This is a genomic window from Caballeronia sp. 11_S32 (assembly GCF_056930355.1).
In genome coordinates, this window is the sequence record NZ_JBXOWH010000002.1 from 574,585 (window position 1) to 588,315 (window position 13,731).

The 13,731-nt window shown below is 59.7% G+C and carries 12 protein-coding genes and 2 pseudogenes; 11 read left to right on the forward strand and 3 right to left on the reverse strand.

Annotated elements, in window-relative coordinates:
• Positions 1–110: 110 nt before the first annotated feature.
• Positions 111–386 (forward strand): annotated as a pseudogene (locus tag AC1Z32_RS10810) (enolase C-terminal domain-like protein); the annotation flags it as partial.
• 110 nt (positions 387–496) lie between these two features.
• Here AC1Z32_RS10810 and speB read toward each other — a convergent pair.
• Together speB and AC1Z32_RS10820 are read right to left on the reverse strand one after the other, a co-directional pair.
• A pseudogene (speB, locus tag AC1Z32_RS10815) lies at positions 497–1,437 on the reverse strand (agmatinase).
• 151 nt (positions 1,438–1,588) lie between these two features.
• Positions 1,589–2,695: a LacI family DNA-binding transcriptional regulator gene (locus tag AC1Z32_RS10820; RefSeq protein ID WP_483478695.1), complete on the reverse strand. Its 1,107-nt coding sequence runs from the start codon at positions 2,693–2,695 to the stop codon at positions 1,589–1,591.
• An 812-nt stretch (positions 2,696–3,507) separates the two neighbouring features.
• On the opposite strand from AC1Z32_RS10820, the gene AC1Z32_RS10825 reads away from it, so the two are divergent.
• The 10 genes from AC1Z32_RS10825 to AC1Z32_RS10870 all read left to right on the forward strand — a co-directional run bounded on the left by AC1Z32_RS10825 (position 3,508) and on the right by AC1Z32_RS10870 (position 12,625).
• A complete protein-coding gene (locus AC1Z32_RS10825; RefSeq protein ID WP_483478696.1) occupies positions 3,508–4,374 on the forward strand; it encodes an ABC transporter permease in 867 nt (288 codons plus the stop codon).
• Between the two features lie 71 nt (positions 4,375–4,445).
• Complete coding sequence (locus AC1Z32_RS10830; protein WP_483478697.1) at positions 4,446–5,453, forward strand: ABC transporter substrate-binding protein; 1,008 nt, start codon at positions 4,446–4,448, stop codon at positions 5,451–5,453.
• A 13-nt stretch (positions 5,454–5,466) separates the two neighbouring features.
• Positions 5,467–5,991, forward strand: coding sequence for a MaoC/PaaZ C-terminal domain-containing protein (locus tag AC1Z32_RS10835; RefSeq protein WP_483478698.1), 525 nt, complete (start codon positions 5,467–5,469; stop codon positions 5,989–5,991).
• Positions 5,988–6,839, forward strand: a complete 852-nt coding sequence (locus tag AC1Z32_RS10840) for an ABC transporter ATP-binding protein (protein ID WP_483478699.1) — start codon at positions 5,988–5,990, stop codon at positions 6,837–6,839. The genes AC1Z32_RS10835 and AC1Z32_RS10840 overlap by 4 nt, the downstream gene beginning before the upstream one ends.
• 22 nt (positions 6,840–6,861) lie before the next feature.
• A complete protein-coding gene (locus AC1Z32_RS10845; protein WP_483478700.1) occupies positions 6,862–7,656 on the forward strand; it encodes an enoyl-CoA hydratase/isomerase family protein in 795 nt (264 codons plus the stop codon).
• A 16-nt stretch (positions 7,657–7,672) separates the two neighbouring features.
• The gene (locus tag AC1Z32_RS10850; RefSeq protein ID WP_483478701.1) at positions 7,673–8,413 is read left to right on the forward strand and encodes a hypothetical protein; all 741 of its coding nucleotides are present in this window, start codon (positions 7,673–7,675) and stop codon (positions 8,411–8,413) included.
• Between the two features lie 29 nt (positions 8,414–8,442).
• Entirely contained in the window at positions 8,443–9,294 is an 852-nt protein-coding gene (locus AC1Z32_RS10855) for a fumarylacetoacetate hydrolase family protein (RefSeq protein ID WP_483478702.1), read from the forward strand.
• A 68-nt stretch (positions 9,295–9,362) separates the two neighbouring features.
• On the forward strand, positions 9,363–10,985 hold the full coding sequence (locus AC1Z32_RS10860; protein WP_483478703.1) for an acyl CoA:acetate/3-ketoacid CoA transferase: 1,623 nt from the start codon (positions 9,363–9,365) through the stop codon (positions 10,983–10,985).
• Positions 10,982–11,785 (forward strand): shikimate dehydrogenase family protein, encoded by an 804-nt coding sequence (locus AC1Z32_RS10865; protein WP_483478704.1) that lies wholly within the window; start codon positions 10,982–10,984, stop codon positions 11,783–11,785. Before AC1Z32_RS10860 ends, AC1Z32_RS10865 begins: the two co-directional genes overlap by 4 nt.
• A 24-nt stretch (positions 11,786–11,809) precedes the next feature.
• Positions 11,810–12,625, forward strand: a complete 816-nt coding sequence (locus AC1Z32_RS10870) for an IclR family transcriptional regulator (RefSeq protein ID WP_483478705.1) — start codon at positions 11,810–11,812, stop codon at positions 12,623–12,625.
• Between the two features lie 278 nt (positions 12,626–12,903).
• On the opposite strand, the gene AC1Z32_RS10875 is transcribed toward AC1Z32_RS10870, so the two are convergent.
• Positions 12,904–13,704 (reverse strand): 3-ketoacyl-ACP reductase, encoded by an 801-nt coding sequence (locus tag AC1Z32_RS10875; protein ID WP_483478706.1) that lies wholly within the window; start codon positions 13,702–13,704, stop codon positions 12,904–12,906.
• Positions 13,705–13,731 lie beyond the last annotated feature (27 nt).

The following is a 13,731-nucleotide window of genomic DNA, read 5'->3' on the forward strand; positions in this document are numbered from 1 at the left end:
TACAAAGAGCTCAAAACGCGCATCGTCACGGGAGAAATGCTCAGTAGCGTGGCCGAAGTGCAGAATCTGATCGAAAACCGCTCAGTCACTTTCCTTAACCCGACGTTCCGCGCGCCGGTGGATTTACGCCGTTCCTCAAGATCATGGCGCAGGCCGAGCAGCATCGGCTCAAGCTGGCGCCGCACTTCGTCATGGAGCAGCACGTTCATGTGGCCGTGGCTTTCCAGAACGAAACATGGGTCGAGCACACCGAATGGCTGGAGCCGGCGTTCAACGAGCGCCTCGAAATCAAGGACGGCCTGATGTACTTGTCGACTCGTCCGGGTGTCGGTTTCAACCTTTCGGAGCAAGCTCCTCAGTGGCGCGTGGCACTCGCTCGCATCTGACCTGATTCGTCCACGGCGTCCATCTGCTACCCGACGGCGACACTGCGTGACTGGCTAATCCGCAGTGTACGAACGTCAATGTTTACTATCCGGCTGGAAGGGGGGGCGATCTAAGACGCGTGTCGCTTCGCGAATAGACACAGCATCTCGTACATCATCGTCGCGGCAACGAGCGCGGTGTTGCCGCTTGGATCGTAAGGCGGCGAAACCTCGACAACATCGCCGCCGACCCAGTTGAGTCCGTCGAGCCCGCGCAGCAGTGCGAGCGCTTCGCGCGTCGTCAATCCGCCAATTTCCGGTGTGCCCGTGCCTGGCGTGAAGACGGGATCGAGTCCGTCGACATCGAAGGAGAGATACACAGGCGCATCCCCGACGACGCGCCGCGCTTCGTTTGCGATTGCGGCAGGACCGCGCTCATCGAACTCTTCCATGAAGACCACACGCATGCCGTGATCCAGCGAGTAGCGCCAGCCTTCGTCTGTGTTCTGTGCGCCGCGAATACCGATCTGAATCGTGCGCGTTGGGTCGAGCAGCCCGCTTCGACCGCACGTCTGAACGGCGCGCCATGCGTGAATTTGGAGCCTTTGAATGCGTCCCAGGTATCGGTGTGCGCGTCGATGTGCACGAGCGCGAGCGGCTTCTTCGGCGCCATCGCCTGGAAGATCGGGTACGTGATCGAATGATCGCCGCCTGCAGTCAGCGCGATCTTTCCCGACTGAAACACCGGCTCGAAGAAGCGCCGGATATCGCCGTGCGCGGCTTCGAGATCGTAAAGATGATCGAAAGGCACGTCTCCGATATCCGCTACGCGGCATGCTTCGAACGGATTGAAGCGTGTGACGTGATGGACCGCGCGCATCATGGTCGACATGTTGCGGATTTCGCGCGGTCCAAAACGCGCGCCGGGCCGCGCCGTCACGCCGCCGTCGAATGGCACGCCCGCCAGCGCGATATCGAGCGCCGCGAGATCACGCTCGAACGGGACGCGCATGAACGTCGGGATACCCGCGAAACGCGGCATCTGCATCTGGGAGAGATCGGTGCTTGTCATGATGAACTCGAAGGCGACAGTGTCGGTGACTGGCTCAGACTGAGCAACTGATGGAATTGTCAAACCGTTACCGCATTACGTTCAAGCCAACGTTCTACTACTTTAGTCCCGCTGCACGTCTGATGGAGGTGACCGCGCAATCATCGCGAAGCTATTTGGCTGCGATGCTGCGTTTTCGGCGCACCTTAGGCGGCGCGCCGGAAGACGCCCTAACGATAATTTCCGCGTCGCACTTGACGCTGCTCGCACTACCTTTTTCCGCGAGTTCCGCAAGGATCATCTTCGCGGCGATCGTCCCGATTCCCGCGCTTGGGACACGAACGGTAGTAATCGGTATGGGTAGCTCAGACATCAGTTCGAAATCGTCGAATCCGACGAGGCTCAAATCGTGGGGGATGTCATAGCCTTGATGCATTGCCTCCAACATCGCGCCCATCGCAAACGAACCGTTTCCGCAAATCACCACTGTCGGTGGTTGAGGCGTATCCATCACCTTCGAAAAAAGCTGCCGTCCGACTCGCGCGCCCCAAAAGCCATCGATCATATGAGCGGCGGATATGCCCAGACCGTGCTCCGCAAGGGCGTCGCGCACGCCGTCGCGTCGGGCTCGTGCCCGATCGTTGGTATCAGAGTGCTGTGAGATCATCGCAAAGCGGCGATGTCCCAAACCGACGAGATAGGTGGTGAAGTCGAAAAAGGCCTGATGGTTGTCGACGCCCACGCACAGCGAGTCACTGCCTTCCCGATACACAAACGTGTTGACGAAGGGGATCTGCCGCTGAGAGAGGAGCGGTTGAAGATCCTGATGATGCGCTTCGCCCACGAGCACGACTGCGTCGACGCCGCGCTCGAGCATGGTTCTGACCTGCCGATATTCGCGTTCGAGGTCATACTCGGAACAACCGAGCAGGAGCGTATAGCCTGCCTGCTCAAGAGACTCTTGCAGAGTTTGAATCGCGGTAGCGAAATGCTCGTTCGCCAACGTGGGGAATACCGCGCCGATCGTGCCGGTCCTCTGTGTCGCCAGCGCGCGCGCTGCGGCATGGGGCACCCAGCCAAGGTGGTCAATCGCGACCATGATGCGAGAGCGCAACTCATCCGAAACGACGGCAGGGTTGTTCATGACCCGCGAAACTGTCGCTGACGACACGCCGGCGAAGCGGGCGACATCACGCAGCGTCACACCCGATACGCGTGAACGCTTCCCAGGTGTGTGCGCCTCGGCTTCTTCTTTTGGAGTAGGTTTGCTCTTCGCCATGTTTGGAAATGCTCGGGCCTAGCGCAGGACCTTGGATTATATCAACGCGGTTTCCCGCCGCTTCGCGGATGGCGCTGACATTTCAGCTACGTTCTGGCGACTGCATTTGGATCCTCTCCCTCTCGTCGCGCGAGTGTCGTGGTCATCACGAGCGGGGACAACTTTGTGAGAAGTGGCACCACCTGTTTCGATGCCGACGGTACCCGGCCGCCACATCGAGCGGCACTAAACATGTCGTAGATAAACGTTGACGGCGTTCGCTCGCTTTTGATTCTCATCGCATTCCGTCAATGACACCAAGGCGGTTCTGTCCGCGGCCAAGCTAGCGCCGTCAGTTCAGGAATTGCCAAGTTCCCGACGCGCAGTACCAAACCCTGAAAGCGGGCTTTCGTCGCTATATCCAGTACGCAAGGACACCAAAGCAAAGCGAGACTCCCGGCATCGGCGGACGTGAACCTGAGCCTTCCAGCAACGTGGTGGACCTGAGATCTGCTCGAGATTCGATGGCTGCGCGCTGCGAGTTTCGAGGCGATGAGCGTCTGCCTGCCTGGCCGGCATTTCCTGCATTTCGAAATCACCCGGAAATGAGTCTTTTGTCTTACATGTACGGGTATACCCTTGATTTCCCTCGTTATCCGCACGACACAGAGCCGCACGCCCACGATTCGGGAAATTCCCTACACAGGAAAAATTCAAGATGGAATACAGTTCAATCAACGAACGTCGTAAGATCTTGCCGCTTTCCAATGAGCGGCGGCTTCGAAATCACTGGTTGAACGAACGTTGCACGTCACTCGTAGAAGGAGACACAGATGTCAATGAAGTTATCTTCGCGTCAGGTCGACACCCTGCAAAGTGCAACCGCGGGGCAGTCGGCGGTCGCTGAGCGCCCCAGGCCACGTCAGTCCGCTGGCATGCGCAAGATCAAGCGCCTCGGTTGGAACATGCTGCCGCCGCTGACATTCGTGGCGATCATCGCGATATGGGCCGCGGCAGTGCGTCTCTTCGACATTCCACCGTATGTCATGCCGGGTCCGGGATTGGTTTTTTCGCGGCTCGTCGAGGAATATCCCCAGCTCTGGACCAATTCGATTGTCACGGTGACCGAAATCGTCTGGGGCTTCGCATTGACGATCGTGACCGCAATACCCGTGGGGCTCGTGATCGCGTTGTCGCCGCTCGCGAAACAGGTTGTTTATCCGCCGCTCATGTTTTTGCAGCTCGTTCCGAAAATCGCGGTTGCGCCGTTGTTCCTGGTCTGGCTGGGCTTCGGCATGGAGTCGAAGGTTCTGCTGACCGTCCTGATGACCTTCTTCCCGTTGCTGTTGGCGAGCATCAGCGGCTTTCAGATTCTGGACACGCGTCTTCTCTACCTGACGCAGTCCATGGGCGCGAGCTCGTGGCAAACCTTTCGCTATCTGCGCCTTCCCGCCGCCTTGCCGGTTATCTTCTCGGGCATCAAGACGTCCGCCACCATTGCCGCCACCGCCGCGATCGTCGCCGAGTTCGTCGGCGCAAATAAAGGACTGGGTTATGTGTTGTTGCGCGGCACGAGTACGCTGGACATCGGCTTGACCTTCGCGGTGATTGCCGTCCTGACGTTCATTGGGATCGCCATGAACTACATCGTCGAATTCGCCGAATGGGCCATGACCCCGTGGCAGCGAAATAAAAATTAATGCTGAAAAGCGGATTGAATCCATGACCGGAAATCGGTCGATCCAATATCAGAAGCTTAGGAGACTAAAAGATGCGTCGTTTCATCCGCCACATTCTGGCCGCGAGCGCTGTGTCGTCAGCGTTGGCTATTGGCGTCAATGGCGTCGCGGTCGCCGCGACCCCCGTAACCTTTCAACTGAACTGGGTCGCGGGAGGCGCGAATGCGGGGTTCGCATCCGCGCTCACCGAGGGCTACTACAAGGAAGCAGGCCTGGATGTCACGTTGGTTGAAGGCAATGGGTCGGGCACCACTGCTCAACTCGTGGCGACGAATCGCGTGCAGATAGGTTATGCCGATGCCGTGGCGGTGAGCCAGCTTATCGCGAAGGGCGCGCCGATGAAGGTGATATCGACGATCTATCAATCCAACCCCAACGAAGTCTCGGCTCTGAAGAAGTCGAACATAAACTCCATCAAGGATCTTGTCGGCAAAAAGGTCGGCGTTCCGTCGGGATCTTCCCAGACGACAATGCTTCCGCTCTTCCTGAAAGCGAACGGGCTCAAGGAATCGGACGTCAATCTGATCCATATGCCACTGACGTCCATGGTGCCGACGCTGCTTCAAGGCCAGGTCGACGCCATCCTTGGGTCGATCGACTCGTACCAGATCCAGTTGGAAGCTCAAGGGGCCCAACTGACGAACTTCCGATTTGCGGATTACGGCGTTCCGACCGTCAGCACTTCGATCTTCGCGAATGACGGATACCTCAAAGAGAACGCGGATGTCGTCAAAAAGTTCATTGCCGCTAGCCTGAAGGGCTGGAGTTTCGCGCTCGATAACCCGGCCAAGGCAGTCAAGGACCTCAAGGCGGTCTTCCCGAACATGTCGGAAAAGACGGCCGCCGCCGAAATGGCGGCGATCACGCCGCTCTTCTGCAGCGGCGGAGCAAAATTCATTGGCAAGGCGGAAGACGCCCAATGGGTGAAGACGCAGGATTTGTTGTCGCAGGTCGGTCTGTTGCCGTCGGGTCGCGACCCGAAGTCGTATTACACGAACGACTTCCTCCCGCCGAGTTCGGCAATGCGCCCCTGCAAATGAATCGAGGATCAATATGACTCAACATCGAATCACTGGCTTGCGCTACGCCGACCTCGAAGTAGGCCTGAAATTCCGTAGCCCGGGACGCACGATCACCGACGCAGATCTGGTGGGCTTCGCCGGACTTACAGGCGACTTCTCGGAATTGCATACGAGCGATGTGTACGCAAAGGCAAGTCAGTTCGGCCGTCGCGTTGCGCACGGGATGCTCGGGCTGGCTTATGCGCACGGCCTGATGTGGGCGCGCACGGGTGAATTGCGCGAAACAGCGATCGCGTTCCTCGGGATCAACGAATGGAAGTTCCTCAATCCTATCTTTGTCGGGGACACCATCTTCGTGAACTACGAGATCAGCGAGCTTCGCGAGAGCAAGTCGAGGCCGACACAAGCTATCGCAACCTTCGATGTCTCGGTGGTGGATCAGGACGATCGTGTCGTACAGAAAGGGAAGAAAGCATTGCTGTTGTCCAAGGTTCCCCTTTCTGCCGTCGCAGCAAGTAACGCGTCAGACGGGACCAATGAGGAGCGAAAGTCATGAATATTCAAGGTGCAGACCAGCAGGGCGCCGGCACCAAATCCGGCGTGCCGATCAGCATTCGACAGGTCGCGAAGACGTTTGGCGAGGACAGCGACAAGCCCTTCCAGGCGCTCAAGGAAGTCAATATCGACATCCATCCGGGCGAATTCATCTCGATCGTAGGCCCGTCTGGTTGCGGCAAAAGCACGTTGATGCTCATGGTCGCCGGGCTGCTCAAGCAGAGCCAGGGCGACATTCTGGTGGGCGGCAAGCCCGTTACGAAGCCGATTACCGATGTCGGGATCGCGTTTCAGGATCACTTGCTGCTCGAATTCAGAACGGCGCTCGAGAACGTGATGCTGCAGGCCGATATCCGTGGATTGCCCAAGAAGCAGATCGAGGCGCGAGCCAAGGACCTGTTCGAGCAATTGCGTTTGACTCATGCGATGCAGAAATATCCGCGCCAGCTCTCGGGCGGCATGCGACAGCGCGTCTCGCTCGTGAGGACGCTGGTCCATGACCCGTCCGTGATTCTCATGGACGAGCCGTTCGGCGCGCTGGATGCATTGACGAGACTTCAGGTACGGATGGATCTCGAGGCACTGTGGCTGCGTCGCCGGCCTACCGTCGTTTTCATCACGCACAGCGTGGAAGAGGCGGTGGGATTGTCGGACCGCATCTTCGTCATGAGCCCGAACCCCGGCGAAGTTGTCGACGAGATCACGGTCGATCTGCCGCGCCCGAGACCCATCGTCCTTGGCGATGCGCCGGAGTTCGCGGCCTACGTGGACCGGATTTACGGACATTTCGAGCGAATGGGCGTGCTGCACGGCATCGAAGTGCCAAAGGCCAGTTCCACCGCATCATGAACCTAGCAAGCAACAGGACGACATGAGCACAGCAACGGAAGGGTCGAGCCAGTTGGTGACGACCAATGTGGATGGCGTCATCGCCACCGTGGGCATCAGTCACGGGCCACTCAACCTCGTCACGACAGACTTGTTGCGCGAGTTGAACGCGGCGTTCTCAGCGGTTTCAGCGTTAAAGGATGTTCGCTGCCTGATCCTGCACGGTAGCCAGTCGCGGGCATTTTGCGCGGGAAGCGACATCAAGGAATTCGCCCGCATTCGCGAGCATGCCAGCGAAAAGAAGATTCTCTTCGAAGACATGGTGCTCCGTCAGCTCGCGCGTCTCCCCATGCCCACCATCGCGGCGATGGATGGCGCGGCGCTTGGCGGCGGCCTGGAACTCGCGCTGGCGTGCGATCTTCGCGTCGCGCGACACGGCATTGCGATGGGCCTGACCGAATCGCGGCTGGGCGGGCTGGCCGGCAGCGGTTCGCTGAGACTCACGCGCCTTGTCGGTCCGGCGCGAGCAAAGGAGATGCTGTTCACAGGCGAGATCATCGACTGCGATCAGGCCATATCCTGGGGATTGATCAATCGAGTGGCGAAGGACGGATCGGCATTGGACGCTGCGTTCGAGCTGGCCCGCACGATTGCCTCACGCGGGCCGGTATCGAATCGCCTCGCGAAAGAACTCGTCGATGCGGCACAAGACTATCCGCTCGATGCCGGCCTGTCGATGTCGACCGTCGCGCTCCAGAAGATATTTGACAGCAGGGACCTGCATGAGGGCGTCGACGCGTTCTTCTCGAAACGACCTCCGTCATTCGAAGGCCACTGAACGCCAGGCGAAAATCATGAGCGAACTGAACACTGAAATTGGTACTACTGATGACGTTCAAGCAACGGGCGCGGCTTTGCTCGGTGACGGCGCCGTTCTCGTCTGGAACGATGTGGAATCTGCCGGGCGCGACCAGTTCTATGAATGGCATGACAAGGAGCATATCCCGGAGCGTCTTTCCATTCCGGGCTTCCGGCGAGGACGTCGGTACGTGCGGCCGGGTCATTCGCCCGAATGGCTGACGATGTACGAGGCAGTCGATCTCGATGTCGTGGTGTCGCCAGCCTACCTCGAACGCCTGAATACGCCGACGCCGGCGACAGTCGACACCTTGCGCTACTTCCGCAACACATCGCGAGCGGTATGCCGGATCGTGCACTCGGTGGGATCGAGCAGTGGCGGTCACGTACTCGCGTTGCGCCTGGACGTGCCTGCAGCACAGGCCGAGGCAATGAAGGCGTACTTGTGCGCGGACGTGTTTCCTCGTGCTGCGGCGCTCACCAGCGTCGTCGCCTGTCATCTGTATATGGCTGATCAATCAGGCAGCCATATCAACACCGCCGAGTCGAGCACGCGTAAGTTCGACGTACCTGCATGGGTCGTACTGGTCGAAACCACCACGCCACAGGCGGCCGAAAGCGCGCGTGACCTGCTCGACGCGCGACAACTCCAGGCGCTGGGCGTGAAGGTTCGTCCCGACGGCACCACGTACTCGATGGAAATTTGCCGACTGGCTGCCGCCACGTCGGAGCATTGAAATCCCGATAACCCGAAAGAGAACTTTCCATGAAACTCGTCAGACACGGACAACCCGGCCAGGAGCGCCCGGGCATCATCGACACGCAAGGTCAGATCCGCGATCTCAGTGGTCACTGCGAGGATTTCGATCCCGCGTTTTTCGCCGGCGATGGCCTTCAGCGCCTGAAGTCTATCGACACGCAAAGCCTTCCGGTCGTGGCACCGGACACGCGTCTTGGGCCGTGTGTCGCGCAACCCGGCACTTTCCTGGCAATCGGGTTGAACTACGTGCAGCACGCCATCGAGACGAACGCGCCGATTCCCACGGACCCCATCATCTTCAGCAAGGCGCCGTCCTGCGTTTCCGGTCCGAACGATCCGGTGCTGCTCCCCAAGGGCTCGACGAAGACCGATTGGGAGGTGGAACTGGCTTTCGTAGTCGGCAAGCGCGCTCACTATGTCGAGGAGTCCGAGGCACTCGATTACATCGCGGGTTATTTCATCTGCAACGATGTGTCGGAGCGCGAGTTCCAGCTCGAACGAAGCGGACAGTGGCAAAAGGGAAAGATGTTCCCGACATTCGGTCCGATAGGCCCGTGGCTGGTCACCTCCGATGAAATCGCGGACGTGCAGAACCTGGGCCTCTGGCTCGAACTGAACGGGAAGCGTATTCAGAACTCGTCGACGAGCGACATGATCTTTTCGATCGCGAAGATTCTCGCGGATACGAGCCAGTATGTGGCCTTGCAGCCGGGCGACATCATCACCACCGGCACGCCGCCGGGCGTTGGGCTGGGCATGAAACCGGAAGCCTATCTCAAGCCCGGCGATGTCATGCGGCTCGGAGTCGATGGTCTGGGTGTACAGGAGCAGCGCGTCCTGCGCTGGGGCGAACAGTAAATGACGCGCAGGCGGCTCCATAGAGAGCAGCCCGGCACGTTGAGCGAACACGATAGGCTGAACAGATCATGGAAAAAATAACAGCGGACGAAGCGGCGAGGCTGGTAGACGACGGCGATGCGATCCTCATCAGCGGATCGGGTGGCGGGCACTCTGTGCCGGAAGCATTGCTCGCTGCCGTGGAACGGCGCTTCCTGGAGGAGAGGAAGCCACTGGGCCTGACATCGGTCAGCGTCGTGGGCGTCGGAGACAGGGCGGCTCTGGGCGCCAGTCATCTCGCGCATGAAGGCCTGTTGCATCGTGCGATCACGAGCGCGCTGGTCGACTCGCCCGGATTGGTGCGTTTGGCTGCTGAAAACAAGATCGAAGCCTACACGCTTCCTCAAGGCGTCCTTTCGCAACTGATGCGCGATATGGCTGCGGGCCGCCCGGGTCTCTTGACCAAAACAGGCCTGGATACGTTCGTCGATCCGCGCCAGCAGGGCGCCCGGCAGAGTCCTTGCACGCCTGCGGACTTCGTCGAAGTGGTGAATCTCGCGGGAGAGGAGTGGCTCTTCTTCAAGCCAGTGCCGGTCAACGTCGCGTTCCTGCGTGGGACCACAGCAGACGAAGACGGCAATGTCACGATGGAAGAGGAAGCCGTCCTCGGTGAAATGCTGGCGATGGCGCAGGCGGCTCGCCGTGCCGGCGGCATCGTCGTGGTACAGGTCAAGCGGATGGCGAAACGTGGGACGTTGCCTGCCAAGCATGTGAAGATTCCCGGCATTCTGGTGGATTTCGTGGTCGTGGATACCGAGCAGCGGCAGACTTATGCCACCTACTACGACCCGAGCTACTCGGGCGAGTTGCGGATTCCGGTCGAAGGAATCAAGCCTTTGCCGTTCGGTCCTCGTAAGGTCATCGTCAGACGCGCGGCGATGGAGCTTTTTCCGGGCGCCATTTGCAATCTCGGCGCGGGTGTTTCCACGGGCTTGTCGACGATCGCTGCCGAAGAGGGTTTGCTCGACGCTGTCTATCTGACGAACGAGCAGGGGATTATCGGCGGCGCGCCGATCACGGGAAGAGATTCCGGCGGCGGGCAGAATTTCGCGGCCATGATCGAGCAGCCATCGCAATTCGACTTTTACGATGGCGGCGGACTGGACGTTGCGTTTCTCTCGTTCGCGGAGGTCGACGCGCAAGGCAATGTCAACGTGTCCCGGTTTGGCGAAAAGATCATCGGCGTGGGCGGTTTCATCAACATCAGTTCGAACGCAAGATGTGTTGTGTTCAGCGGCACGCTGACCGCCGGAGATCTCGATGTGGGTTGGGAGCAGGGCCGCACGATCATCAGGCAGGAAGGGCGGCACCAGAAGTTCGTGCCGAAACTGGAACAGATCTGCTACAGCGCATCCATGGCGCGCGCAAAGGGCCAGACTGCTTTATTCGTCACTGAGCGTGCGGTATTCACGATCGGCGAGCACGTGCTCGAACTGATCGAGGTTGCGCCTGGCATCGATGTGGAACGCGATGTGATCGCGCACATGGGCTTCAGGCCGGCCGTATCCACGGCCCTCAAGGAAATGGATGCGCGAATCTTCGATCCCGCTCTCATGGGGCTTGGCGCGCACGTGCATGCCAAGGCGCGGCGCTATCGATCCGAGCGCGTGGCGCAGTGGCATAATTCGCGTGATGGAGGTGCCCAGCGATGAGCGTGCCTGCGATCACAGGAGCGACCCGGCTGTTTGCTATCGTCGGAGATCCGATCGTTCAAGTGCGGTCGCCCGAGGTGTACACCGAGCAGTTCGCCGCCGCCGGCATCGACGCCGTTCTGGTGCCGATGCAAGTGTCGGCCGAGCGCTGTGAAGAGATCATTCCGGCCCTGATGGCCTTGGGCAACCTCGACGGCCTGCTGGTAACAGCACCGTTGAAAGCGCGCGTGGCGGCATTCGCCGACCGCCTGGGACCCACGGCTTCCTGTATTGGCGCGGTCAATGCGTTGAGGCGCGAGGCCGACGGTTCGTGGACCGGCGACATGTTCGACGGCGAAGGCTTCGTTCGAGGCCTTCTCGCAAAGGGCGCGCGCGTTCGCGGCCGGCGTGTTCTGCTGTTCGGCGCGGGCGGAGCGGGGAGCGCGATTGCATGTGCGCTGGCAAACGCCGGCGTCCAGTCGATTCGGGTCGTGAACCTGGCATACGGGCAGACGCGATCGCTCATTGCGTCATTGGCGAAAGTGTTTCCCGATTGCGATGTACAGCCCGCGGACCCCGTTCGCGGCGATATCGACATGATCGTGAACGCGTCGCCTGTGGGCATGCGTCCCGGTGATGGCTTGCCGGGTGAGCTGGGTACCGTGACTGCGGACACCTTGATCGGAGACGTGGTTCTGTCCTCGTCGCCGACAGCGTTCATTCAACAGGCTCTCAATCGTGGCTGTCAGTGGGCGGACGGCAGGGACATGCATTCCGGCCAAATCGACGCAATCATGAATTTCTTCGTTTCGCGCACATAGTTTCTTTTTTTGACCGGTATTCATATGGCTCATATTCCCGCAGAGCGCTGCCTGGACATCATTGAACTGCTGGCGGATGGTGCTGTCGCGATGCCTCTCGGTGAGATCGCGACACGGCTAGACTTGCCGAAAAGTGGTGCCCACCGATTGCTCGCGACCTTGGTCGACCTTGGATGGGCCGAACAGGATGCGGAGACCGGTTTTTATCGACTTTCCATGCGGCTCGCGATATTGGGGCAGCGATTCTTCGTGGCCACCGGAATCCCGGATATCTGTCAGCCGCTGGTCGACCGCCTGGCGGGCCAGTCTCGCGAGTTCGTCCGGCTGGCCGTAGTCGATGGGTCTTCGTTGACATGGGTCGCGCACGCACAAGGCGCGACGGGCGGGCTGCTTTACCAGCCCACGCTCAGCAGCAACACGGTTCCGCTGCATGCGACCGCTACCGGCAAGGCCTGGCTCGCAACCTTGCCCACTGAACAAGCCGCCGAGAATGTGCTGCGTGTAGGGTTCGGCGATTCCGAAAAGTACGGGCCCAACGTCATCCAGTCATTGGACGCGCTCTTGAAGGAAATAGAAAGGACGCAGGGTCGCGGATACGGTATTGCCGTGAACGAAGGTGAGCCGGGCGTCAGTGCGATCGCAGCGGCAATCCGGCCGCCGGATGGCGGGCCCGCGCTCGGCGTCGTCAGCGTGGCGGGACCCAGCGCGCGTATGACGGAAAGCCGTATCGCGGAGATGGCGCCTTTGGTGATGCAGGCCGCGACTGAACTCGCGTCCTTCTGGCCATTGCGCACGCGTCCCAGCAAGCTGGCCAGCGCGGGCAATATGATTGCTGCGTGAGCCGCTCATCGCTAGCTTTGGCTCAGGCACCGCGCAGCCCGTGGTGCCGTGCGGCGAAGCCGATACTGCAATCAGGATCGGCTTTCGACTGGCGGCAGGGAAGGTCCCGGGAAAGCCGCGACATTGAAAGCGTCGCGAACCTGACGGTCCGCAATCGATGGCATGCTGGTCTTCGAACAGGCGTGCGTGCATCGTCGATCAAGTCACGGATGAAGTTATCGACGATCTCAATGAGAAAAATGTGCTGCTCAGTTGCGAAACCGAATCTGAAACAAGGCTCAGACGCGATGAATGTGCAGCCCGCCATCGATATGAATAGCTTCGCCGGTGCAGAACGGAAGGCAGCCCGTCGCCAGCGAGGCGACCGCCTTTGCGAGTTCCTCTTCGCGTCCCCATCGTGGCATGGGTGAGAAGCCGCGTTCGATCCTTGAGTCGTAGTCGGCTTTTGCGACTTCGGTCATTTTGGTTGGAAAAATCCCCGGGCGAACCTCATACACGGGGATTTCGAACTCGGCCAATCTGGCTGCGAAAAGCTTCGTCAACGTCGTGATAGCGGACTTCGATATGCAGTATTCGGCTCTGTTGGTGGCGACAAGGAAAGCATTCGCAGAGGAGATGTTGATGATCGAACGCGAGCGCTGACAAGACGAGTTCTCAAGAGCAAAGCGGCGCGCCAATTTCTGCGATAAGAAGAACGTCCCTCGAAGATTTACATCGACGAGTCTGTCGAAGCTTTCCGGTGTCACATCCAGCAGATCGCCTCGGGTTGCCACGCTGATCCCGGCGTTATTGACGAGGCAAGTTATGTCGCCTAGAGACGCGTGAACTTCATCCAGTAATGCATCGTGCAGAGCGATATCGGCGATATCGGCTTTGAAGAAAGCAGCGCGCTGGCCGCCGGATCGAATGGACTGCAGCGTTGCGATCGCATCGTCATCGCACACGAGGTCTGCTATGGCGATATCGAATCCGGCCGCGCCCAATGCTTGTGCAATCGCGCTTCCGAGGCCGCGTCTGCCGCCTGTCACCAGTGCAACCCTGGAAGGCCTGTCTTCGAGTGTATCGTCGATCTCTGTCACGTTCTGATCCTGGAAGCAATCGTGGTT

Coding starts and splice junctions, on each gene's coding strand:
- AC1Z32_RS10820 (WP_483478695.1), bottom strand. CDS start 2,695: ATGGCGAAGAGCAAACCTACTCCAAAAGAAGAAGCCGAGGCGCACACA.
- AC1Z32_RS10825 (WP_483478696.1), top strand. CDS start 3,508: ATGTCAATGAAGTTATCTTCGCGTCAGGTCGACACCCTGCAAAGTGCA.
- AC1Z32_RS10830 (WP_483478697.1), top strand. CDS start 4,446: ATGCGTCGTTTCATCCGCCACATTCTGGCCGCGAGCGCTGTGTCGTCA.
- AC1Z32_RS10835 (WP_483478698.1), top strand. CDS start 5,467: ATGACTCAACATCGAATCACTGGCTTGCGCTACGCCGACCTCGAAGTA.
- AC1Z32_RS10840 (WP_483478699.1), top strand. CDS start 5,988: ATGAATATTCAAGGTGCAGACCAGCAGGGCGCCGGCACCAAATCCGGC.
- AC1Z32_RS10845 (WP_483478700.1), top strand. CDS start 6,862: ATGAGCACAGCAACGGAAGGGTCGAGCCAGTTGGTGACGACCAATGTG.
- AC1Z32_RS10850 (WP_483478701.1), top strand. CDS start 7,673: ATGAGCGAACTGAACACTGAAATTGGTACTACTGATGACGTTCAAGCA.
- AC1Z32_RS10855 (WP_483478702.1), top strand. CDS start 8,443: ATGAAACTCGTCAGACACGGACAACCCGGCCAGGAGCGCCCGGGCATC.
- AC1Z32_RS10860 (WP_483478703.1), top strand. CDS start 9,363: ATGGAAAAAATAACAGCGGACGAAGCGGCGAGGCTGGTAGACGACGGC.
- AC1Z32_RS10865 (WP_483478704.1), top strand. CDS start 10,982: ATGAGCGTGCCTGCGATCACAGGAGCGACCCGGCTGTTTGCTATCGTC.
- AC1Z32_RS10870 (WP_483478705.1), top strand. CDS start 11,810: ATGGCTCATATTCCCGCAGAGCGCTGCCTGGACATCATTGAACTGCTG.